This is a genomic window from Pseudomonas sp. FW305-7 (assembly GCF_058786735.1).
In genome coordinates this window covers 164249-186798 of record NZ_JBYSZA010000007.1, presented here as the reverse complement: position 1 = coordinate 186798, position 22550 = coordinate 164249, and the positions used below count along the sequence as shown (strand labels likewise).

Sequence of the window (22550 nt, the reverse complement as noted above, 5' to 3'; positions counted from 1 at the left end):
TGGTTACATTTTGTGCAGCGAAATGTACCGACTGGTTCGCCGCAGAACTGTCACTTGGCCATTATCCAGATTGCGAGCGGCTTGTCTGTCGGGAATCTCGGCGATTCATGACGGTTTTTACTCGGTCTCCACGGGGATATTTGCACCTGACCCTGTAGTCCGTGTCCGTGGAGGTAGCGAAGCGAGGTCGCGCGCATCTACACTCGGTCATTCTTTGATACACGGAGGTTTGGTCATGCGGCGCGTGGTGTTCAATCAGAAAGGTGGCGTAGGCAAATCCAGCATTGCCTGCAATCTGGCGGCGGTCAGCGCGAGCGAGGGTTATCGCACGCTGTTGGTGGACCTCGATGCCCAGGCCAACTCCACTCAATATCTGACCGGGCTCACCGGCAACGATATCCCGATGGGCATTGCCGACTTTTTCAAGCAGACCCTGTCTTCCGGGCCGTTTTCGAAGAAAAACCAGGCCGATATCTACGAAACTCCGTTCGATAACCTCCACATCATTACCGCCACCGCCGAACTCGCGGACTTGCAGCCCAAGCTTGAGGCCAAGCACAAGATCAACAAACTGCGTAAGTTGCTCGATGAGCTCGATGGCGAATACGACCGTATTTACCTCGATACGCCGCCAGCCTTGAATTTTTACGCGGTATCGGCGCTGATTGCTGCCGATCGTGTGCTGATCCCCTTCGATTGCGACAGCTTTTCCCGTCAGGCGTTGTATGGCTTGATGGCCGAAATCGAAGAATTGAAGGAAGACCACAACGAAGGCCTGGAAGTTGAAGGCATTGTGGTCAACCAGTTCCAGGCACGGGCCAGCCTGCCGCAGCAGATTCTGGATGAGTTGATTGCCGAGGGTTTACCGGTGTTGCCGGTGTATCTGACCAGCTCGGTGCGCATGCGTGAGTCGCATCAGGCCAGCATTCCGCTGATCCACCTTGACCCACGGCACAAGCTGACCCAGCAGTTCGTCGAGCTGCACAATTTGCTCGAAGATCACTGATCCCACGAGTAATCCACAATCCCTGTGGGAGCTGGCTTGTCAGCGATAGGGGCGGCAAGTCAAGTTTCTATAGTGACTGATCCACCGTCATCGCTGGCAAGCCAGTTCCCACAGGTTTTTGGTGTATCAGATACCCTGGCTGCGCAGCCACGCCATCAGTTGCGGCAGCGGAAACGCGCCACTCTGCCGCGCCACTTCCCGGCCGTTCTTGAACAGAATCAAACTCGGAATCGAGCGAATCCCCAACTGCGCCGACAACTGCTGATTCGCCTCACTATCGAGCTTGGCCAGTCGGCACTTGCCCGCCAACTGCGCAGCCGCCTGCTCGAACACCGGTGCAAATGACTTGCACGGCCCGCACCAGTCCGCCCACACATCCACCAATAGCGGCAGATCGCCCTTGATCTGGCTGGCGTAATCGCCTTGCTTGAGTTCGAACGGCTTGTTCAGCAGCACTGCGGATTTACAGCGGCCGCATTTTGGTTGGTCAGCAAGGCGCTCGGCGGGAATGCGATTGAGGCCGTTGCAGGAAGGGCAGGGGATAAGCACTGGGTCAGTCATGAGCGTGGTCCGGTGAAGAGCTGATATCCCTTAGTTGGAGACGTTTGCTCATATTTTCAATCGTGCGGAGTTCGGCGGTGTTCCTAGGCTGAAGCACGCCGAGCAGGTCCGTTGGTCTGCTTGGAAGTATCGCAACTTGCGATAATCCTGATCTGTGATTAACTCCCCATAGCAAAATGCGATAAGGATGTTGCATGCATGTCATCACTGCAAAACGGATACGAGAAGCGAAAGATAAATGGCCGAAAGCGGCCACCGCACTTGATCACTGGCTTGAAGTGGCAAAAGGAAGCAAGTCGTTGGACTTTGCTGCCATGAAGGCGCTGTTCCCGGCTATGGATAAAGTGGGTGAATTTCATGTGTTCGATATTGGCGGTAATAAACTGAGATTGATCGCCTACGTCAGATACCGACCACAAAAGTTGTATATCAAGTATGTGCTGGATCATCGCGAATATGATCGCGGTAAATGGAAGGAGGCGCAGGCATGAGTGTTCTGATCAAAAAAGCCGCCGAGCACTGGGAGTTTGTCTCGCCATTGCTGCGCAAACCGAAAAACGAAAGCGATTACGACAGACTGGTCCAAGCACTCGACGAGTTACTCGAAATGACCGGCGATGACGAATCCCATCCTTTAATGAGCCTGGTAGATATCATCGGTGACTGGATCGAGGAATGGGATCACACTCATCACCCAATGCCCAAACCACCTGGTTACGAAGTGCTGGGATATCTGATGCGCGAACATGGTTTGACCCAGAGCGACTTGCCCGGTGTTGGCCCTCAGTCAGTCGTTTCGGAAATTTTGAGCGGCAAGCGCCAGCTCAACTTGCGCCAGATCCGCTGGCTGGCCGATCACTTCAAGCTACCGGTAGATGTATTCATCTGAAGGGCGTTGCAGAGCCATACAAGGCCAAGGCAGTTGCACTCTGCTAGCATGTCGCGCGGCTTTTTCGGCCGCGCTTTCATCTAAAGGGAATTAACTGTCATGAGCACCACCCAAGAGGCCGCTGCGCCTACCGATTCCACGCCTTACAAAGACGCGAGCATGAGCTGCGGGCATTGCAGCTACACGCTCAAGCCGACGTATCACCAGGCCTTCGAGCTGGTTCGGTTGCAGCCGATCAACTGTTATCAGTGCAGTTCGGATCTGTTGCTCGAAGAGGCTGACCGTCAGGTCCTGGACAAAAAACTGCAGACAGCCACCCGCATTGGCAAGCTGGCATTGCTGATTCTGGGGCCGTACTTCCTGATCAGCATGCTTGCGACGCTCTATTTCATGTTCTTCGCCGAGCCGCCGTTTTCCGGGTTCACGGGCGTGTTGTTTGGCGGTGGGTTAGTAATCGGCTTCCTCCTCAAGAGCGCCGCCACGGACAGCGAAGAGCGCGATTTCGTCCTGTTCAAACAGGGCGAGCGACCTGCTGCCGAGGCGCAAACTGCGTAACTGACTGATGGTGCGGCCTCGCGAGCGCTACTGTGTTCCGGGCTCAAAGATGCGCTGCTTCCACGCAGCGCTGGCATCGACCAGCGAGTAGCCATCGTTGCAGCTCAGCACGATGCCGACGTTCTTGCAGAACACCACCTCGACGATGTTCTGTTCGCGGGTGAAATCCGTTAGTTGATCCACTGCCATGAACACCTCAACGTTTTGAATCGCGTAATGCACTTCCCCGCCCCATTGCGAACCATATCCAGAAATTTTCAACGGCCCGCATAGCCGATAGACCGCTGCGGCTTTGCCCTGCGCGGTCTCCAATTCCCTGAACGGCAGAATGGTCGTCCCCACCAGGTGAAGGAAGCCGATCGCCCGACTGTCCATGAACGCCAGCGCGGCCCTTTCCGCGTCGTTCAATTGGCGAAGGGGTTGCGCCTTGGCGATGAAGCGGCGAGTCGACCAGGACAGGGCCACGAGTTTCCAGAGAACCACCACCGCCGGCCCGGTGAGCAGCGCCACGATGACGAAAACCGCGAGCATTTCGAACTCTGACTGGCCCATCAGGAGGCGCCCACGCCGTTCGATACAGGCCGGCGCTCCCAAAGACGCCTGGCCAGATTGGCGCCGTAGGCGACGCACAATCCACCGCTGACATATTCCACCCACGCCTGCGCGTTGCTGCGATCCGCGTCGGGGTAGCACAAGTGCGCCACCAGCCAGGAAGTCGCGAACAGCCCCATCATCACTGCGTTGCCGAGCCAGGCCTCATGTTCTTGATACCGCCAGTCGGCATAGGCATCGGGAACACCTTCGATCTTGAGCAGCCAGTCATACCAGCCTCTCTGCGCATCGACCTCGATATGAGCAATAACGGTCTGGCCTTCCTTGATGTGATTTTCAATCTGCCGCCGGACCGGTGGTTCGACGGACACACGTTTTTTACCGATGGTCATTCCCTCCTCAGGAACCCGGCGATAAACGCCTTGAATCAGATTGACCACGCTGCGTGGCTGATGCTTCTCCAGCGTCATGGGCAGGAAGCCCGCAAGGGTCACGAAGAAGAAAGGGACAAACCATTCCTTGGCTGTCAGCCACTCAAATGCCATCGCCCAGAACAGCAGCACGCTTGCCACAACTGCACAGGACCCCCAAAAGCGCCGCAGACAGGGCATGTGCGTGTTCATTTCATACGCGAGGCGTCGACGCTCTTTCTTGCGGGCAGGGCGCTGTCCCAGGATCAGTGTCTCTTCGTCGCCGATACATGGGCCCGGGATGCCGAACGTCCATTGAACGTCAGCCCGCTCGTCGGTTTCGACACGCTGGGCGAACGCCTCGATGTGATAGCCATCATTCAGGCGGATCACATAAGCGCGCTTTTTGCCGCAGATGATTTCGGCCTCGTTGTTGCCTTCCTTGTTCAGAAACGGCAGGGCCAGTGCAGGCAGGAAGACCGGGAATTCAGCGATGCGGTCCATGCCGGACCAGTCTTTCATGGTGCCGGTTTTTCGATAGGCGCCACTGATCAGGTGAACATCGCGCTCGAATGTTTCCTTGGGGTAATAGAGGGCGAGCAGCCGGTGCTCTTCGATCGTCGCGCACCGCGCAGGTTCGTCGCGGCGCAGGGCGTTGAGTCTGAACTGACATGCCCAGATGCCGCCGACATACATAAGCATTGAAAGCGTTTGAAACAGCGTGATGCCAACGGAAAGATAGCCGAGCACTGTAACGTCCTTGTCCTGTAGTGCCGCGTTGTCCCGTACGCGGCGGTGTTCTATGAAGCCAGAATGCCCGGCAGTGTCACATCGCTTGCCTCACGACGAACAACTGATCTCCAGATGCTTGCCCCATTCCGGCGGCCGCTCGGCGTAGCTTTCCATCCCCGGCTGCTCCTCGAAAGGTTTGCTCAGCACCGCGTGCAGGCGGCGAACCTCGGAGTAGTCGCCCTGTTCAGCCGCATCAATGGCTTTTTGCGCCAGATAATTGCGCAGGATGTACAGCGGATTGACTGCATGCATCCGCGCGCGACGTTGCGTTTGATCAGCCGCGCCATCACGGGCAACCCGCGCCACGTAGCGCTCGCCCCAGGCATCGAAACCTTTGATGTCGACGAAGTCGTCACGCAAAAGGGCGACGGCTTGTTCTGCTGAGTCCTCTCCGAGCCGGCGGAAAAACAGCGTGTAGTCGACGCCACTGTTCTGCATCAGTTGGAGGAGGTTTTCCAGCAGTGTCTGGTCGTCCTCTTCGGCGCTGGTGAAACCGAAGCGACGGCGCATCAGGTCGAGGTAATGCGCCTGGAACAGCGGCAAGTACAGGCCGAGGGTTTCGCGCAATGCTTCGACGCTGATGAACGGCGTCAGCGCTTGCGCGAGGGCGCTGAGGTTCCACTGGCCGACCGGCACCTGATTGCTGAACGAGTAGCGGCCCTGATCATCCGAGTGGTTGCAGATGAAGTTGGCGTCGAAGTCATCGAGGAAGGCGAACGGGCCGAAGTCGAAAGTGATGCCGAGGATCGACATGTTGTCGGTGTTCATCACGCCGTGGCAGAAACCGTAAGCCTGCCATTTGGCGATCAGTTCGGCGTTGCGCTCGACGATCTCGCGGAACATCGCCAGATACGGTTCCGGCTGCTCCAGGCATTGCGGATAGTGCATCGCCAATACGTGTTCGCCGAGCTGCTTTTGCTGCTCGGGACGCTTGGTGTAGTAGAAATATTCGAAGTGGCCGAAGCGGATATGGCTCGGCGCCAGACGCAGCACCATCGCCGCACGTTCCTGCTTTTCCCGCCAGACCGGCGTGTCGGAGCCGATCACACAAGCCGCACGCGACGAAGGAATGTTCAGCGCATGCAGCGCTTCAGAGGCAAGGAATTCGCGGATCGACGAACGCAGCACCGCACGGCCGTCGCCCATGCGCGAAAACGGCGTTTGCCCGGCGCCCTTGAGGTGCAAGTCCCAGTGCTCGCCGGCCTGGTTGTAGACCTCGCCCAGCAACAGACCACGTCCGTCGCCCAGTTGCGGCGTATAGCCGCCGAACTGGTGTCCGGAATAGACCATCGCCCGCGGCTCGGCATCGGCCCACAGTTTGTGGCCGCCAAACAGCTCGGCAAACTCCTGGGTTTCGGCGGTCGCCGGATCGAGATCCAGCAAGGCCAAGGCCGCCGGGCTGGCGACGACCAGGCGCGGATTGTCGATCGGCTCGGGCAGCACGTGGGCGGAGAACGCATCACCGAGGCGGGCGAAGCGATTGTCGAAGGTCAGTTCGTCGAGGGCTTTCAAGGGCCGGCTCCAGCAGAATGTCCGAGCATTCTGCTGGGAATAGACCGGTTAGTCGAGTTTGGCCGGCGGCGGTTCTTGCAGCGGCTTCTGCTCGTCGGGCACTGCGACGATGGTTTTGGCTTCCGGCTCGATGGGCACCAACTTGTATTCCTGGCCATGCAGGTTCTTCAGGTAAACCTCCATCTGGCGGAACGAGATGTTGATGTGCTGCTTCTTGAACTCGCGGTTGATGAAGCGGTTCACTTCATCGATCACCGGGTTACGGTCGCCGAGGTCACGCACGTGCATGCGCAGTTCGTGGTCGAGGGTGCTTTCGCCGAAGTTGAGGAAGTACACGTGCGGCTCGGGTTCCTTGAGCACGCGCGGATTTTCCCGGGCAGCCTTGAGCAGCAGTTCCTTGACCAGATCCAGATCGGAGCCGTAATCGACACCGAGTTTCAGCGTCACACGGGTGATGGTGTCGGTCAGCGACCAGTTGATCAGTTGTCCGGTGATGAACGTCTTGTTCGGGACAATGATGTCTTTGCGGTCAAAGTCGGTGATGGTCGTGGCGCGGATGCGGATCTTGCTCACCGTACCCGACAGGTTGCCGATGGTGATGGTGTCGCCGATCCGCACCGGACGTTCGAAGAGGATCATGATGCCGGAGATGAAGTTGGCGAAGATTTCCTGCATACCGAAGCCGAGACCCACCGACAGCGCCGCCACCAGCCATTGCAACTTGTCCCAGCTGACGCCGAGGGTCGACAGCGTCGAGACGAAACCGACGCCGGCGATCACGTACGACAATAGCGTCGTGGTCGCGTAGGCGCTGCCCTGAGCCAGATTGAGCTTCGACAACACAAACACTTCAAGCAGGCCGGGCAAGTTGCGCGCCAGGGCGAAGGTGATGCCGATGATGATCAATGCACCGAGCATGTCGCCGATGCTGATCGGCACCATGCTCATATTGGCGCCGGTGCCGCTGGTGTATTCGTAGAGGGTGATGTTGTCGAGGTACGAGAACACCGAGATCAGGTCCGACCATACCCAGTACAACGCCGCGATGAAGCCGCCGAGCAGGGCCAGACGGATCAGGCGCAGGGACTGTTCGTTGACCTTTTCGATGTCCAGCGTCGGCTCTTCGATCACTGCCTCGCCGTCGCCGGCTTCTCTCGCCGCCTGGCGTTTGGCCAGGGCGCGCTGGTAGGCCAAGCGTCGTGCGGCAACGCTCAGACCACGGACGAAGGTGGCTTCGATCACCAGCCAGAACATCAGCAGGTAAAGGGTGTTGATCAAACGGTCGCTGAGTTTCAGCGCGGTGTAGTAGTAGCCGAAGCAGACCGCGACGAACAGGGCGATAGGCAGCAGGGTGAACATCACGCCGACGGCTTTGCGGAACAGCGAGGTGTTTTCGTGGGCCGGGCTGCTGATCAGCAGGCGGCTGAGCAACCACGCCATCAAGGCGTAGCAGGTCAGCACGACCGGCATGCCGAGCACGTCGTCTGCCAGTGCCGCCGGTTGCAGTTCGGCCACCGCCACCACGGTGACCAGCGCCATGACCACCAGCCCGAGTCGACGGATCCAGCCTTGCAGGAATTCGACTTGCGGCTTCTCCCAACGGAAGTGCAGTTCGGCCACGCCGCCCGGCGCAAGAATCCGGTAGGCGGTGTAGAACACCAGCCACGCCTGACCCATTTGCAGCAGCGCCGCGCCCATGTTGGCGTTCTGCCCACGGGCGTCGATCTGCAAGGCCAGACCGCACAAGGCCAGACCGAGCGCCACCGGCATGGCCAGCAGAATATTGATCAGAATGGCCTGCGGCGTGTGCCACTGGCTGTCACGCTTGAAGTGGCCGATGTCCTGGTGAACCTTGTTCAACCGCGCGTACAAAGCCTTGCGTCGCCACAGCAGCGCACCGATCAGCAGCGCCAGCGGCAGGAACAGCAACGGGCGCTGAGTCAGGCCGTCAGTCAGCTCGCTCAGGCTTGAGGCCAGCGGCAGGGTGTCGACCTGACGTTTCAGGCGTTCCGGCACGCCACGCATCCACTCGATGTCCAGCGGCTTGTTGCTGGGGATCCAGAACATCTGTTCGTCGAGGGTCGCGCGCAGGCTCTGCGCAGTGCTCAGCAGCTGCTTCTGATTCAGTTGCAGGGTGATCGATTCATTGAGCATCGCGCTCAGTTCGCGATTCAGACGCTCCAGCAAGTCGGCACGGGTGCTGGCCAGCTCGAGCAGGCTCTTGCGCAGTTGCGGTGTGACTTGTTCCGGTGGCTGGGTGGACAGCAGGTTGTCGACATAGGCCGCCGGATTGCTCAGTTGTTCACGTTGCTGGCTGACGTCGAATTGCCACAGGCGAATGTCGGCGATCTGATCCGCCAGATCGCGGTCGACCTTGAGGCGCGGCAGGGCCTGTTTCTGCTTGTAAAGAATCTTCGACAGCAGCAGGCTGCCCTTGAGCACGTTGATCTGCTCGTCGAGGGCCGAATCGCTTTGGGTCAAGCTGTCGAGCTGCTGCTTGGTCTGCAGATTCTGCTGAGTGACTTCGTTGAGGCGGTCGGTGCTTTTGAGCAGATAGTCCGACAACTTGAGGTTGGCCGTACTTTCGATGGCAAGCAGGCTGCTGCTGCCGGCCTTTTGCGCTTCGATCGATTGCTGGGTGACGGTTTCCTGAGACTGCGCCAGACGCTTCTGGTTGATCAGCGTTTGCAGCTCCTGGATCTCGCGGTCGAGGCGGTCGGACTTCTCCGAGAGCAAGTCATGCAGGCTGTTGCCTAGATCCTGCAACTGGTTGTTGCCGGCCAGTTCCTGGCGGCGCAGCGGAATCAGTGCGTTCAGCGCGGCCAGCTCGGCGTTCAGCAGGTCTCGCTGCTCGGCGCTGACGGTCTTGCCCGCGTCCTTGCCGGACTTGAGGATGTTGTTGATTTGCTGGATGCGCGTCTGACTGGCGGAAATTTCCGCTTGGGCGCGCTCGGGCCGGGTCTGCGCGGTAATGATCAGACTGTTGGCGTCGGCCAGGGCTTTTTGCAGATCGCTTTGCTGGGTCGAACGATCGGTCAGAATCTGCTCCAGCTGCGTGATCGACTCTTTGGGAAAGCGCTGGGCCACCGGCACTACCGCGTTCGCCTTGAGCCGCGTCAGTTCGCGATTGTTCTCGATGGTCTGCTTTGGCGCGGTCGCCAATTGCTGCTTCAGATCACTGAGTTTCTGCTCGTAATCACGCCGGTTGTTGAGCTGATTGAGCGTGTTCTGCAAAACGGCTTGCAGAGGCTTTTTATCAGCATCCGGCAGTTTGCTGTCGGCAAGCTTGTCCAGACTGGCCTGCACGGCGTCGCTGGACGGTGGTTCGGCGGCGTACAGCGGGCCGACAGTAAGACTCAGGCCCAGCAGGGCCGCGGCGAAAAAGGAACGCAGGATAGGCATAGAGACCGGTCAAGCAAGTGAGAGTGGACGCAGTTTAGAGGAAGAGCCCGGGGCCCGGGCGACTTCCTTCGGGGAATCTGACGCCGACTTTGCCGATCTTGTTCCCGTCCATGACCGCAACCGTCCAGTGAGTGTTGTTCCACTCCACCTGGTCACCGACGATTGGCGCACCGCCGACTTTCTGCGCGATGAAGGCGCCCAGGGTCATGTCCGGATCGATGCCGTCGGCCGGCAACCCGTAAAGCGCTGCAACCGCTTTAAGCTGGGCGTCTCCTTCGAGCACAAAGTCGCCGAAGAAACGCAGATCGAGGCCACGTTGCGGCGCCTGGCTGAACAGTTTTCCTAGAGCCGGCAAGTTGTGTTCATGGCCGATAACACACAGCAAATCATCGACTTCCAGCACCGTACTACCCGACGGATGGAGCAATTGCTGGCCACGAAACAGGGCAGCGATACGGGTGCCTTCGGGCATTTTCAGCTCACGCAGGGGCGAACCGATGCACCATTTCTCCGCGCCGAGCTTGTACACGAACAGCTCCCATTCGCTGGTGACGTGAACTTCCAGCGCTGAACGGGAAATGGGCGCAGGCTCGGGCGGTACCGTCACCTTGAGCAGTTTGGCTACCCACGGCAGGCTCGTGCCCTGTACCAGCAGCGACACCAGCACGATGAAGAAGGCGAGGTTGAAGTACAGCTGCGCGTTCGGCAGACCGGCCATCAGCGGGAACACCGCCAGAATGATCGGTACGGCGCCGCGCAGGCCGACCCAGGAAATAAAGGCTTTCTCGCGGCCATGGAAGGCCTTGAATGGCAGTAGGCCGACGACTACCGACAGTGGTCGCGCGAACAGAATCATCCACAGTGCCAGACCCAGGGCAGGCAGGGCGATCGGCAGCAAATCATGCGGCGTGACCAACAGTCCCAACACCAGGAACATGCCGATCTGCGCCAGCCACGCCATGCCGTCGAGCATGTGCAGGATGCCGTGGCGACTGCGCACCGGACGGTTGCCGATCACCAGACCACACAGATAAACCGCAAGGAAGCCACTGCCGTGCAAGGCGTTGGTCAGGGCGAACACCACCAGACCACCCGCGATCACCAGGATCGGATACAGGCCGGCGGCGAGGTTGATCCGGTTGACCAGTTGCAGCATCAGCCAGCCACCGCCCAGACCGATCACGCCACCGATGCCGAACTCGCGGATCAGGTGGGTCAGCAGGCTCCAGTGCAGGCCGGTCTGGCCGCTGGCGAGCATGTCGATCAGGGTCACGGTGAGAAACACCGCCATCGGGTCATTGCTGCCGGATTCGATTTCCAGGCTGGCGGTCACCCGTTCGTTCAGGCCTTTGCCACCGAGCAGCGAGAACACCGCTGCGGCGTCGGTCGAGCCGACGATGGCGCCGATCAACAAGCCCTGAATCAGGTTCAGGTCGAACAGCCACGCCGCCGCCATGCCGGTCAACCCGGTGGTAATCAGCACCCCGACCGTGGCCAGCGACAACGCCGGCCATAGCGCCACGCGGAAACTCGACACCCGCGTGCGCAAACCGCCGTCGAGGAGGATCACCGCCAGGGCGAGGTTGCCGACCAGATAGGCCGTCGGGTAGTTATCGAAAATGATCCCGCCGCCATCAACCCCGGCCGCCATGCCGACCGCAAGAATGATGACCAGAATCGGAATGCCGAGACGGGAAGACAGAGAGCTGACAAGAATGCTTGCGCCTACCAGCAACGCGCCGATCAAGAACAGGCTGTTGATGGTCGTCGCATTCAAAGGCAGTACTCCAGAAGCGTAAAGACGGGCACAAACTGACCATGCAGTCTGCGTGCCAGCGATTCTAACCTGTTGAAATGTGATGCTGTCAAAAAGGTTTTTGCGCCGGCGTGTCCGGAATTTTGGTTCGGCTGGGGATTGCTGCCCTCACCGTAACCCTCTCCCGGGGGGAGAAGGGACTGACCGCGGTGTTCGTTCAAGCTGCACCGACCTGAGATATCGAGCCGAACTCAGGTCTTGAAGTGCATGAAGATCGGCCCCCTTTCCCCCTCGCCCCCTTGGGGGAGAGGGCTGGGGTGAGGGGGTAGCTTTTGATCTTAAAGGCTAAACCGCCCAACCATATTGTTCAGGTCCAGCGCCAACCGCGACAGCTCGTTGCTCGCCGCACTGGTCTGATTCGCGCCGGTCGCCGATTGCACCGACAGGTCGCGGATGTTCACCAGGTTACGGTCCACTTCCCGCGCCACTTGTGCCTGCTCTTCGGCGGCGCTGGCGATCACCAGGTTGCGCTCGTTGATTTCGACGATGGCAGTGTTGATGGTGTCCAGCGACATCCCGGCACCACGGGCAATGTTCAGCGTCGACTCGGCGCGCTCGGTGCTGTTACGCATCGAATCCACCGCGTGTTCGGTGCCGCTCTGAATGCTGCCGATCATGCGCTCGATTTCGCTGGTCGATTGCTGAGTGCGGTGCGCCAGTGCACGAACCTCGTCAGCCACCACCGCAAAACCACGACCGGCCTCACCGGCACGGGCCGCTTCAATAGCTGCGTTCAACGCCAGCAGGTTGGTCTGGTCAGCCAGACCACGGATCACGTCCAGCACCTTGCCGATGTCGCGAGACTCATTGGCCAGATCGCCGATCAACGATGCAGTGCTCTGCACGTCGGCACTCATGCGTTCGATGGCGCTGACGGTTTCCTGAACCAGATCACGACCGTCGCCGGCCGAGGTGGTGGCGTTCTTCGACGCTTCCGAAGTGCTCACTGCGTTGCGTGCGACTTCTTCCACAGCACTGGTCATCTCGTTGACCGCAGTCGCCGCCTGTTCAATTTCGTTGTTCTGCTGGGTCAGGCCCCGCGCGCTTTCGTCGGTGACACTGTTCAGTTCTTCAGCGGCAGAAGCCAGTTGAGTGGCCGAACCGGAAATTCGCTGCAAAGTGTCGCGCAGTTTCGATTGCATCTTGGCCATGGCAGCCAGCAGGCGCCCGGCTTCATCGGAACCGTCGACGTGAATTGGCTGGGTCAGGTTGCCCTCGGCAATGGTTTCCGCCGCGTCGAGTGCCTTGGAGATCGGCCGGGTGATGCTGATGGTCAGCAACCAGGCGAACAGGAAGGTCAGGCCGGTGGCGATCACCAGCAGGGTCACCACCAGATCGAACGCCGAGGAATACTGATCGGCCGCTTGCTGATTGGTCTCGCTGATCTGCTCGCCGTTGATCTGCATCAGGCGGTTGAGCACGGTGTTCATGGCTTCGGAGTTGTTCAGCAACTCGGTGTTGAGCAGGTTGCGCAGCTCATCCACCTGATTGTTGCGCGACAGGCTTTTCATCCGGTCTTCGATCTGGCGGTACTGACCGAGCAACTGCACGTACTGATCGTAGGCCGAACGCTCTTCCGGGCTGCCGATCAGCGGCTCGTAATCAGTCTGGGCCTTGCGGATCTGCTGATTGCGCATGTCCAGCAGCTCAATCGTTTTTTGCTGCACATCCGGTTCACGGTTGACCAGCAGGCGGTACGACAGCACGCGCAGACGCAGAGTCAATTGAGTGAACTCGTCGAGGTTCTTGATGCTCGGCACGCTGCTCGACGAGATATCCTCGGCGGCGCTGCGAATTTTGCTCATCTGATTCAGCGCGAACACGCCCAGAATCAGCATCAGGCCGCCGATCAGGGCGAAACCGGTAAACGCCCGGGGGGCGATGTTCATATTGCGAAGGGACATGGGGCGGATACCAAGAGAGGGCCGCATCCATGCGGGCTGAGACTGCTGTATGGATGACTTATCGGTCATACGACTAAAGTCTTGAGGCGGTGTGCGTATTTGTCGCAGAAGGTCTTGGGCGACGAAGTGCAGGAACCAGATCGGCAGATCACAGTCTTTTAAACTCGCGAGAACGCTCGCCCGCCAGGAAAATCAAGGCCTTGCGCCGGTTAAACCCTGGCATCCGTGGTGACTTTTCTTTATCGTACGCGCCCTTTGAAAAACGCTTGGAAGATCAAAATGTTGGAAGCATCCCTCAGCCAATTGGAACAGCTCGTCAGCGACCTGGTGCAACAGAACCAGGCCCTCTCGCAAACCAACCAGACCCTGTCCACGGAACTGGCCCAGGCCAAGGATGAAAACGAAAGCCTGCAACTGAGCCTGATGGAACAGGAAGAAAAGCACGGCGCCACCGCCGCACGCATTCAAGCCTTGGTTGATCGCGTCAACGCAGGTCCTGTCAGCGCATGAACCACCACACAGCAGGGGTAAAAGTCGTCTCCATTCTCGGGGAGGACTATTCGATCAAGGCACCGGCCGGGGAAGAACAGACCCTGCTGGACGCGGCAATGATGCTCAAGGCCGCTTTGGACGACACCAAAAGGAAATACCCGACGCTGATCGGCGACCGCCTGCTGGTGCTGGCGGCAATGAATCTGTGCTCGCAGCAGATCGAAATGAAGAAGCAGCACAAAGAAGAACTCGACCGTTACCAAGAGCAAGTCAGCGCCACGGTCGACACCATCGCCAAGACCATCAATCAGGGCTGACGGGTTTGCGCACAACCAAAGAATAGATTGTCGATCGGGTTGTATACAATCGGCACGGCTGTTGCATTGTTTCGGCCACTTATTCTTTGGGGGTGCTCCATGCAGTTGTGGCGACGCAGTATTCAATGGCAGCTGATTCTCAGCATGGGCACCGCCCTGCTGGTCAGCATCCTGATCGTGGTTGGCATTTATACCCTGGTGGTCAACCGCCTCGCCCAGAGCTATCTGGTCGAACAAGCGTTGCCGTCGAGCATCGAAGCGACGCGCAACGACATCGAACGCATCCTTATCCAGCCGTTGACGGCCGCGAAAGACATCGCCAGCAATTCCATGGTGCGCGATTGGTTGGCGGCGGGTGAAGACGGCAGCAAAACGGCGGCCTTCGCACAGTATCTGGAAGGCATCCGCGCCGAACACAAGGCTTTTACCGCTTTGATCATCGGCACCGAATCGAATCACTACATCACCGAAAAAGGCCTGGATCGCACCCTCAGTCGCGCCAAACCGGCCGACGCCTGGTTCTATTCTTTCCTCGACAGCAATCAGCCGCGCACCCTGAACATCGACAACGATGGGGCCACCGGAGAATTGGCGCTGTTCATCGATCTGAAGGTTGAACAGGCCGGCAAAGTGGTCGGCGTAGCGGGGCTTGGGCTGAGCATGAAAGAGCTGTCCGAGCTGATTCACAACTTCAGCTTCGGCGAGCGCGGCAAGGTCTATCTCGTGCGTTCCGACGGTTTGATCCAGGTGCACCCCGAGGCGCAGTTCAGTGGCAAGCGCACCTTGAGCGAGCAGATTGGCGCTTCGGCGGCGCAGGCCGTCATGGGTCAAAAAACTGCCATAAGCAGCAGCTTCCAGCGGGATGGCGAAGACTTCCTTGCCTTCAGCCTGCCTTTGCGTGATTTGGGCTGGACCCTGGTGGCCGAAGTGCCGCAGTCGCAGATCTACGCCGAAGCCCGCAAGGCGATGTGGATGAGCGGCGGCATCGGATTGGCGGTGGCGCTGGTGTGCCTCGCGTTGGTGGTATGGCTGGCCCAAGGGTTGGTGCGACCGATTCGTCAGGTAACAGCGGCGCTGGTAGCAATCGGTAGCGGTGGGGGAGATTTGACCCATCGGTTAGATTCCAGTCGTGCCGATGAGCTGGGCGATCTCGCCCGCGGCTTCAACCGTTTCCTCGATAGCCAACGGGGGATGATCGGCGAAGTGCTGACCACCAGCGAGCGCTTGCGCACGGCGGTCGGGCAGGTGGCAAAGGTGGTGGAGAACACTGCCGAGCGTTCTGGTCGGCAGCAGGAAATGACCGACATGGTCGCCACCGCCGTTCACGAAATGGGCCTGACCGTGCAGGAAATCGCCCAGAACGCCGGCAACGCCGCGCTGGCTTCGCAAACCGCACGGGACGAAGCGATGCAGGCGCGGGAAGTGGTCGGTGGCTCGATTCGACATATAGAAAGCATGTCCGATGAGATCGGTGTGGCGGCGGGCGCGGTGGGTGAGTTGGCGCAGCAAGTGGCGTCGATCGATTCGGTGCTGGCGGTGATTCGCGGGGTTTCCGAGCAGACCAATCTATTGGCGCTGAACGCTGCCATCGAGGCCGCACGCGCCGGGGACATGGGCCGAGGGTTCGCTGTCGTTGCAGACGAGGTTCGCACCTTGGCGCGCAGAACCCAGGCGTCCACCGACGAGATTCAGCAAATGATCGGCAGCCTCAAGCAAGGTGCGGAAAACGCCGTGTCGTCGATGCGCACCGGCCAGGCTGCGACGGGCACCGGGGTTGAGTCGAGCCAGCGTACCGGCGCATCGTTGACTGCGATTACCGGGCAGGTCGAGCGCATCAGTGACATGAACCACCAGGTGGCGACAGCGACCGAGGAGCAGTCGGCGGTGACCGAGGAGATCAACCGTAACGTGCAGGGGATTTCCGATCTGGCGCGGGCGACGGCGGGAGAGGTTCGGGCTTGTCGAGAGGATTGTCAGATGTTGCAGCGGTTGGCGGATGATCTGGCGCGGCAGATGGGTGGGTTCAAGTTGAGTTGATGCGCCACCCGTCCCGGCCCCTTCGCGGGCAAGCCCGCTCCCACAGGTACTGCGGCGGTTTCACGAAATGTGTGACCACCAAAGAACCCTGTGGGAGCGGGCTTGCCCGCGAAGACGGTATCAGCCGCAACGCATAATCCAGATCAGAACCAAGCATCCTGCATCGTCAGACACGTATCATCCCGCGCCTCCAGCAACGCCAGCTCATGGTGACAACCCGGCACTTCCCACGTCAGGAAGTACCGTGCCGCCTGCAACTTGCCCTTATAGAAGTCGACATCCGCCGCATTGCCTTTCAGCAAGCCTTCTTCGGCACGAATCGCCTGCTCCAGCCAACGCCAGCCAATCACCGTGTGCCCGAACACCTTCAAGTACAGCGCCGAGTTCGCCAGGCTGCTGTTGACCTTGCCCTGCGCCAGATCGGTCAACAAACCAATGGTCACGACTTGCAAACGCGCGACCAGTTTCTCCAGCGGCTCACGCAGCGCGGTCAGCGATTCGTGCGCCGTTGCGCGCTCAGCGGTATTGGCAATCAGACGAATCAATTGCTTCAGTCCCGCGCCACCGTTCTGCGCCAGCTTACGCCCGAGCAAGTCCAGCGACTGAATGCCATGAGTGCCCTCGTGGATCGGGTTCAGCCGGTTGTCGCGGTAATACTGCTCCACCGGGTATTCACGGGTGTAACCGTGGCCGCCGAGAATCTGGATCGCCAGCTCGTTGGCCTTCAGGCAGAACTCCGACGGCCAGGATTTGACGATCGGCGTCAGCAAATCCAGCAACTCATGAGCCTGTTTACGCTCGCTTTCGGTCTCAAGCGTGGTGGTGTCGTCGAATAAACGCGCGGCATACAAACCGAGGTCAAATGCCCCTTCGACGTAGGACTTTTGCGTCAGCAGCATGCGTCTTACGTCCGCGTGCTGAATGATCGCCACCGGTGCCGTGGTCGGGTCTTTGCTGTCCGGCACTCGACCTTGCGGACGCTCGCGGGCGTATTCCAGCGAATACAGATAACCGGCATAACCGAGCATCACCGCACCCATGCCGACGCCGATCCGCGCTTCATTCATCATCTGGAACATGTAACTCAAACCGTGATGCGGCTTGCCCACCAGATAGCCGACGCATTCACCGTTATCGCCGAAGTTCAGTGCGGTGGAAGTGGTGCCACGCCACCCCATCTTGTGGAACAGCCCCGCGAGCAACACGTCGTTGCGCTGACCGAGGCTGCCGTCATCGTTGACCAGAAATTTCGGCACGATGAACAGAGAAATGCCCTTCACCCCCGGCGGCGCGTCCGGCAGTTTGGCCAGCACCATGTGCACGATATTTTCCGAGAGGGGGTGATCACCGCCGGAAATGAAGATCTTGTTGCCCTTGAGGCGATAAGTGCCGTCGGACGCAGGCTCGGCGCGTGTACGAATATCCGACAACGATGAGCCAGCGTGGGGTTCGGTCAGGGCCATGGTGCCGAAGAAACGACCGTCGATCATCGGTTGCAGGAAGCGCTGCTTCTGCTCGTCGGTGCCAAAGCTTTCGATCAGGTTCGCCGCGCCCATGGTCAGGAACGGATACGACGTCGATGCGGCGTTGGCCGACTGGAAGTGCGCGAAGCAGGCCTGCGAGAGCAGCGTAGGAAGTTGCATGCCACCGGCGTCGAAACTTCTCGCGGCGTTGAGGAATCCGGCCTCAAGGAAGGCATCCACCGCCGGTTTCACCTCGGGAATCAGAATCGCCTTACCGTCCTCGTAGCGCGGCTCGTTCTCGTCGCCCTTGCGGTTGTGCGGCGCGAAGTATTTTTCGGCGATGTTGCGTGCGGTGCCGATGGCGGCGTCGAAGGTCTCGCGATTGTGCTCGGCAAAACGCTCACGGCGGGTCAGGCCCTCGGCATCAAGGACTTCATACAGCTCGAAAGCCAGATTGCGGGAACTGAGCAGCGTCTCGGACATGGCGGCCTACCTTTTTTTGGGTTGGGCCGAGTCTAGGCGTGCTGATAAAAGCTGAACAGGATGATTGATAAGCGTGATGGAGGGGCAAAACGAGTGTAGGGCATGATCGTTCCCACGCTCTGCGTGGGAATGCAGCCCGGGACGCTCCGCGTCCCTAAACGGCGTGACGCAGAGCGTCACAGGAGGCATTCCCACGCGGAGCGTGGGAACGATCAATCAACCAGGGACGTTAGCCGATAGTCATCAGGCTGGCATTACCACCCGCCGCAGCCGTGTTAACGCTCAACGCTCGCTCGATCACCAGACGCTCCAGCGCAATGTTGGTCTCGCCCTGGGACAAGCCCTGGACACCAACAATGGCACCGGCACGCTTGGCAATCTGCTGGCAAACGCCACGCAACTGGTCGGAATGGCCGTGATGCAGAACCGCATCAAACACCACTTCGTCTTTATTCCAGTCGGAAACCAGCTTGATCCGCGCCTGAACATCCTTCGGCAAGCGTGCGAACAAGGCCTTGCTGATGTCGGATTCCGGCCATACCGCCGAACCGCCAACCGCCAGCACTGCTGCCAGTTGCGTCAGCAGATCACCTTCAACCTCCGTCAGGCACAGCACGTGCTCGCGCGGCAGGATGGCGTAGCTGTTCTTCTCACCGGTCGGGCCGGCCAGCACGCGGGTGATGCCGCTCTGCGACTGCGTAGCGTACTGCACGCACAGAGTGCTCAAGTCGGCGTACTTATTGCTCTCGGCCCAGGCTTTCAGGGCATTCAGCGGTTTGCTCATGGCATCACGCAGACGCACGTCCGGCGCCACGGCAGCATCACCGCGAGCGAAGGATTGTTCGATGGCATCCGTAGGGCGAGTCGACAGCAAGCGGTACAAGTACAGCGGACCACCGGCTTTCGGGCCAGTGCCCGACAGGCCTTCGCCGCCGAACGGCTGCACGCCGACCACGGCACCAACGATGTTGCGGTTGACGTAGACGTTACCGGCGTTGACGTTGTCGATCACCTTGGCGATGGTCTCGTCGATACGTGTGTGTACGCCGAGGGTCAGGCCGTAGCCGGAAGCGTTGATCTGGCCGATCAGTTGATCGATTTCTTTACGCTTGTAGCGCACCACGTGCAGCACCGGACCGAAGATCTCGCGTTGCAGCTCATCGAAGCTTTCCAGTTCGATCAGGGTCGGCATGACGAAGGTGCCGCGTTTGACTTCTTCAGTGTCGGCAATCGCCACTTGGTACACGTTGCGACCTTTGTCGCGCATGCCCTGGATGTGCTTGTCGATGCCAGCCTTGGCTTCAGCGTCGATGACTGGGCCGATGTCCACGGACAGGCGTTCAGGATTGCCGAGACGGCTTTCAGCCATCGCGCCTTTGAGCATTTCGATGACGCGATCAGCGGAATCTTCCTGCAGGCACAACACACGCAGCGCCGAGCAACGCTGACCAGCGCTGTCGAAGGCCGAAGACACCACGTCGATCACCACTTGTTCGGTCAGTGCCGAGGAGTCGACGATCATTGCGTTCTGGCCACCGGTTTCGGCGATCAGCGGAATCGGACGGCCCTGGCTGTCCAGGCGACCGGCAATGTTGCGTTGCAGCAGACGAGCAACTTCAGTGGAACCGGTGAACATCACGCCTTTGACGCGCTCGTCACCGACCAGACCGGCACCGACGGTTTCACCGCGACCCGGCAGCAGTTGCAGCACGCCTTCCGGAATCCCGGCTTCGAGCAGCAAGCGTACGGCTTGAGCGGCAACCAGCGGGGTTTGCTCGGCCGGTTTGGCCAATACCGGGTTACCGGCAGCCAGTGCCGCAGCGACTTGGCCACTGAAGATCGCCAGCGGGAAGTTCCACGGGCTGATGCACACCACTGGGCCCAGTGGGCGGTGGGCGTCGTTGCTGAAATCGTTGCGTGCCTGCACCGCGTAATAACGCAGGAAGTCGACGGCTTCGCGGACTTCGGCGATGGCGTTGGCGAAGGTCTTGCCGGCTTCGCGAGCCAGCAGACCCATCAGCGGCTGGATCTCGCCTTCCATCAAGTCAGCGGCACGCTCCAGAATCGCCGCGCGCTCGGCCGGCGGGGTGGCCTGCCAGATCGGTGCAGCGTTCAGCGCGCACTGGATGGCGTTGTCGACGTCCTCGACGGTGGCTTCCTGAACGTGACCGACCACATCACGATGGTCTGCCGGGTTCAGTACTGGCGCAGGCGTTTCGTTGCTGGAAGCGCAACCGAGCATCGGCGCGGCTTTCCAGTTGTTGTGCGCGGTGGCGAGCAGGGCGCAGGACAGCGAGGCCAGACGATGTTCGTTGGCCATGTCGATGCCGCTGGAGTTGGCGCGCTCGGAACCGTACAAGTCACGCGGCAGCGGAATACGCGGGTGCGGCAGGCCGAAACCACCTTCCACGGTTGCCATCTGCTCGATCTGCGCAACCGGATCGGCCACCAGTTCCTGAATCGAAATCGACTGGTCGGCGATGCGGTTGACGAACGAAGTGTTCGCGCCGTTTTCCAGCAAACGACGTACGAGGTACGCCAGCAGGGTTTCATGAGTACCAACCGGAGCGTACACGCGGCACGGACGGTTCAGCTTGCCTTCGGAAACTTTGCCTACAACCTGCTCGTACAAAGGTTCGCCCATGCCGTGCAGGCACTGGAATTCGTACTGGCCCGGGTAATAGTTCTGACCGGCAATGTGGTAGATGGCCGACAGGGTGTGGGCGTTGTGCGTGGCGAACTGCGGGTAGATGACTTCCGGCACCGACAGCAGTTTGCGGGCGCAGGCGATGTAGGAAACGTCGGTGTACACCTTGCGGGTATAGACCGGATAGCCTTCCAGGCCTTCGACCTGGGCGCGCTTGATCTCGCTGTCCCAGTACGCGCCTTTCACCAGACGGATCATCAGGCGATGACGGCTGCGGCGGGCCAGATCGATCACGTAGTCGATCACGTACGGGCAACGCTTCTGATAAGCCTGGATAACGAAACCGATGCCGTTCCAGCCGGTCAGTTGCGGCTCGAAGCACAGACGCTCAAGCAGATCCAGCGACAGCTCGAGGCGGTCGGCTTCTTCGGCGTCGATGTTCAGGCCGATGTCGTATTGCTTGGCCAGCAGGGTCAGCGACAGCAGGCGCGGGTACAGCTCGTCCATCACGCGCTCGTACTGCGCACGGCTGTAGCGCGGGTGCAGTGCCGACAGTTTGATGGAGATGCCCGGGCCTTCATAAATCCCACGGCCGTGGGAGGCTTTGCCGATCGAGTGGATGGCTTGTTCGTACGACGCCAGGTACTTCTGGGCGTCGTGCTCGGTCAGTGCCGCTTCACCGAGCATGTCGTAGGAATAGCGGAAGCCCTTGGCTTCGAACTTGCTCGCGTTGGCCAGCGCTTCGGCGATGGTTTCGCCGGTGACGAACTGTTCGCCCATCAGGCGCATGGCCATGTCGACGCCCTTGCGGATCATCGGTTCGCCGCTCTTGCCGATGATGCGGCTCAGCGAAGAAGTCAGGCCGGCTTCGTTGTGGGTCGACACCAGTTTGCCGGTCAGCAGCAGACCCCAAGTGGCGGCGTTGACGAACAGCGAAGGGCTGTTGCCCAGGTGCGGGTGCCAGTTGCCGGTGCTGATCTTGTCGCGGATCAGTGCGTCGCGAGTGCCTTTGTCCGGAATACGCAGCAGCGCTTCGGCCAGGCACATCAGCGCCACGCCTTCCTGGGACGACAGGGAAAACTCCTGCAGCAGACCCTGAACAATGCCTGCACGACCGCCGGCACTTTTCTGGTTACGTAGTTTTTCGGCGATAGAGGCGGCGAGTTTGTTGGTCGCTTCAGCCATCGGCGCCGGCAGGCGCGCCTGCTCGATCAGCATTGGCACGACTTCCGGCTCAGGGCGGCGGTAAGCGGCGGTGATCGAAGCGCGCAGAACCGACTGCGGCAAGATGCTTTCAGCAAATTCGAGGAAGCACTGGTGGGCGTGATCGGTATGAAGTTCGCCAGCGTCGTCGGCGTCCTTGGCGGTCAAACCGTTCAGCTCGGTCAGGGTTGCACCACCCTCGAGTTTTTCCAGGTAATTGAAAATTGCCTGCTTGATCAGCCAGTGCGGTGTGCGATCAATCGAGGTCGCGGCAGCCTTCAGGCGCTCGCGGGTCGGGTCATCGAGTTTGACCCCAAGGGTGGTGGTAGCCATATTTTTATCCTCATGGTTGCCACAGTTGCGTGGCATCAGCTGGCGGCAAGATTAGCCGTGCGCTGAAAGAGGTGCAACCGGGTGCAACCCTTTTTTTGTCGGAAAAATAAGCAGCTCATCAGGAAATATTTTCTGGTACGAAAGTGCCGCTCCTGCTTGGTGCTTTTGCTTCTAGC

The 22550-nt window shown here is 59.8% G+C and carries 15 protein-coding genes and 3 pseudogenes; 8 read left to right on the top strand and 10 right to left on the bottom strand.

The window, feature by feature from the left end; all coding sequences use genetic code 11:
• Positions 1–235: 235 nt before the first annotated feature.
• Positions 236–1006: a ParA family protein gene (locus AC3WMT_RS11920; RefSeq protein WP_103305409.1), complete on the top strand. Its 771-nt coding sequence runs from the start codon at positions 236–238 to the stop codon at positions 1004–1006.
• A 126-nt stretch (positions 1007–1132) separates the two neighbouring features.
• On the opposite strand, the gene trxC is transcribed toward AC3WMT_RS11920, so the two are convergent.
• Positions 1133–1567 carry a thioredoxin TrxC gene (gene trxC / locus AC3WMT_RS11915; RefSeq protein WP_103305408.1) on the bottom strand — a complete coding sequence of 145 codons (435 nt, stop codon included), beginning with the start codon at positions 1565–1567 and terminating at the stop codon, positions 1133–1135.
• A gap of 194 nt (positions 1568–1761) precedes the next feature.
• On the opposite strand from trxC, the gene AC3WMT_RS11910 reads away from it, so the two are divergent.
• The 3 genes from AC3WMT_RS11910 to AC3WMT_RS11900 all read left to right on the top strand — a co-directional run bounded on the left by AC3WMT_RS11910 (position 1762) and on the right by AC3WMT_RS11900 (position 3011).
• A complete protein-coding gene (locus tag AC3WMT_RS11910; protein WP_103305407.1) occupies positions 1762–2058 on the top strand; it encodes a type II toxin-antitoxin system HigB family toxin in 297 nt (98 codons plus the stop codon).
• Complete coding sequence (locus AC3WMT_RS11905; protein ID WP_103305406.1) at positions 2055–2456, top strand: helix-turn-helix domain-containing protein; 402 nt, start codon at positions 2055–2057, stop codon at positions 2454–2456. Before AC3WMT_RS11910 ends, AC3WMT_RS11905 begins: the two co-directional genes overlap by 4 nt.
• A 99-nt stretch (positions 2457–2555) precedes the next feature.
• Complete coding sequence (locus tag AC3WMT_RS11900; RefSeq protein ID WP_103305405.1) at positions 2556–3011, top strand: hypothetical protein; 456 nt, start codon at positions 2556–2558, stop codon at positions 3009–3011.
• A 27-nt stretch (positions 3012–3038) separates the two neighbouring features.
• On the opposite strand, the gene AC3WMT_RS11895 is transcribed toward AC3WMT_RS11900, so the two are convergent.
• The 7 genes and pseudogenes from AC3WMT_RS11895 to AC3WMT_RS11865 form a co-directional block, all read right to left on the bottom strand.
• The gene (locus AC3WMT_RS11895) at positions 3039–3563 is read right to left on the bottom strand and encodes an IgaA/UmoB family intracellular growth attenuator (RefSeq protein ID WP_103305404.1); all 525 of its coding nucleotides are present in this window, start codon (positions 3561–3563) and stop codon (positions 3039–3041) included.
• Positions 3563–4723 (bottom strand): hypothetical protein, encoded by a 1161-nt coding sequence (locus AC3WMT_RS11890; protein WP_103305403.1) that lies wholly within the window; start codon positions 4721–4723, stop codon positions 3563–3565. The genes AC3WMT_RS11895 and AC3WMT_RS11890 overlap by 1 nt, the downstream gene beginning before the upstream one ends.
• A gap of 90 nt (positions 4724–4813) precedes the next feature.
• Positions 4814–6277: a protein adenylyltransferase SelO gene (selO, locus tag AC3WMT_RS11885; RefSeq protein ID WP_103305402.1), complete on the bottom strand. Its 1464-nt coding sequence runs from the start codon at positions 6275–6277 to the stop codon at positions 4814–4816.
• A gap of 48 nt (positions 6278–6325) precedes the next feature.
• Positions 6326–9679 (bottom strand): mechanosensitive channel MscK, encoded by a 3354-nt coding sequence (mscK, locus tag AC3WMT_RS11880; protein ID WP_103305401.1) that lies wholly within the window; start codon positions 9677–9679, stop codon positions 6326–6328.
• A gap of 34 nt (positions 9680–9713) precedes the next feature.
• Positions 9714–11456: a potassium/proton antiporter gene (locus tag AC3WMT_RS11875; protein WP_103305400.1), complete on the bottom strand. Its 1743-nt coding sequence runs from the start codon at positions 11454–11456 to the stop codon at positions 9714–9716.
• 317 nt (positions 11457–11773) lie between these two features.
• Positions 11774–12373 (bottom strand): annotated as a pseudogene (locus AC3WMT_RS11870) (methyl-accepting chemotaxis protein); the annotation flags it as partial.
• Positions 12374–12676: 303 nt separating this feature from the next.
• Positions 12677–13333 (bottom strand): annotated as a pseudogene (locus AC3WMT_RS11865) (MCP four helix bundle domain-containing protein); the annotation flags it as partial.
• A gap of 345 nt (positions 13334–13678) precedes the next feature.
• Between AC3WMT_RS11865 and AC3WMT_RS11860 the strand changes: the two are divergent.
• From AC3WMT_RS11860 to AC3WMT_RS11845, 4 genes and pseudogenes are all read left to right on the top strand, one after another.
• Positions 13679–13909, top strand: a complete 231-nt coding sequence (locus AC3WMT_RS11860) for a hypothetical protein (protein WP_103305398.1) — start codon at positions 13679–13681, stop codon at positions 13907–13909.
• Positions 13906–14208 (top strand): cell division protein ZapA, encoded by a 303-nt coding sequence (locus AC3WMT_RS11855; RefSeq protein WP_064117128.1) that lies wholly within the window; start codon positions 13906–13908, stop codon positions 14206–14208. The genes AC3WMT_RS11860 and AC3WMT_RS11855 overlap by 4 nt, the downstream gene beginning before the upstream one ends.
• Positions 14209–14307: 99 nt before the next feature.
• A pseudogene (locus AC3WMT_RS11850) lies at positions 14308–15378 on the top strand (HAMP domain-containing protein); the annotation flags it as partial.
• 21 nt (positions 15379–15399) lie between these two features.
• Positions 15400–16245, top strand: coding sequence for a methyl-accepting chemotaxis protein (locus tag AC3WMT_RS11845; RefSeq protein ID WP_371919321.1), 846 nt, complete (start codon positions 15400–15402; stop codon positions 16243–16245).
• 143 nt (positions 16246–16388) lie between these two features.
• On the opposite strand, the gene AC3WMT_RS11840 is transcribed toward AC3WMT_RS11845, so the two are convergent.
• A complete protein-coding gene (locus tag AC3WMT_RS11840) occupies positions 16389–18191 on the bottom strand; it encodes an acyl-CoA dehydrogenase (RefSeq protein ID WP_103305396.1) in 1803 nt (600 codons plus the stop codon).
• Positions 18192–18420: 229 nt separating this feature from the next.
• On the bottom strand, positions 18421–22374 hold the full coding sequence (putA, locus tag AC3WMT_RS11835; RefSeq protein ID WP_103305394.1) for a trifunctional transcriptional regulator/proline dehydrogenase/L-glutamate gamma-semialdehyde dehydrogenase: 3954 nt from the start codon (positions 22372–22374) through the stop codon (positions 18421–18423).
• Positions 22375–22550: the final 176 nt, after the last annotated feature.

Bases quoted from the DNA above. Each gene is read 5' to 3' on its own strand.
- AC3WMT_RS11900 (WP_103305405.1), top strand. From the start codon at position 2,556: ATGAGCACCACCCAAGAGGCCGCTGCGCCTACCGATTCCACGCCTTAC.
- putA (WP_103305394.1), bottom strand. From the start codon at position 22,374: ATGGCTACCACCACCCTTGGGGTCAAACTCGATGACCCGACCCGCGAG.
- AC3WMT_RS11905 (WP_103305406.1), top strand. From the start codon at position 2,055: ATGAGTGTTCTGATCAAAAAAGCCGCCGAGCACTGGGAGTTTGTCTCG.
- trxC (WP_103305408.1), bottom strand. From the start codon at position 1,567: ATGACTGACCCAGTGCTTATCCCCTGCCCTTCCTGCAACGGCCTCAAT.
- AC3WMT_RS11845 (WP_371919321.1), top strand. From the start codon at position 15,400: ATGATCGGCGAAGTGCTGACCACCAGCGAGCGCTTGCGCACGGCGGTC.
- AC3WMT_RS11910 (WP_103305407.1), top strand. From the start codon at position 1,762: ATGCATGTCATCACTGCAAAACGGATACGAGAAGCGAAAGATAAATGG.
- AC3WMT_RS11920 (WP_103305409.1), top strand. From the start codon at position 236: ATGCGGCGCGTGGTGTTCAATCAGAAAGGTGGCGTAGGCAAATCCAGC.
- AC3WMT_RS11860 (WP_103305398.1), top strand. From the start codon at position 13,679: ATGTTGGAAGCATCCCTCAGCCAATTGGAACAGCTCGTCAGCGACCTG.
- AC3WMT_RS11895 (WP_103305404.1), bottom strand. From the start codon at position 3,563: ATGGGCCAGTCAGAGTTCGAAATGCTCGCGGTTTTCGTCATCGTGGCG.
- AC3WMT_RS11840 (WP_103305396.1), bottom strand. From the start codon at position 18,191: ATGTCCGAGACGCTGCTCAGTTCCCGCAATCTGGCTTTCGAGCTGTAT.
- AC3WMT_RS11855 (WP_064117128.1), top strand. From the start codon at position 13,906: ATGAACCACCACACAGCAGGGGTAAAAGTCGTCTCCATTCTCGGGGAG.
- mscK (WP_103305401.1), bottom strand. From the start codon at position 9,679: ATGCCTATCCTGCGTTCCTTTTTCGCCGCGGCCCTGCTGGGCCTGAGT.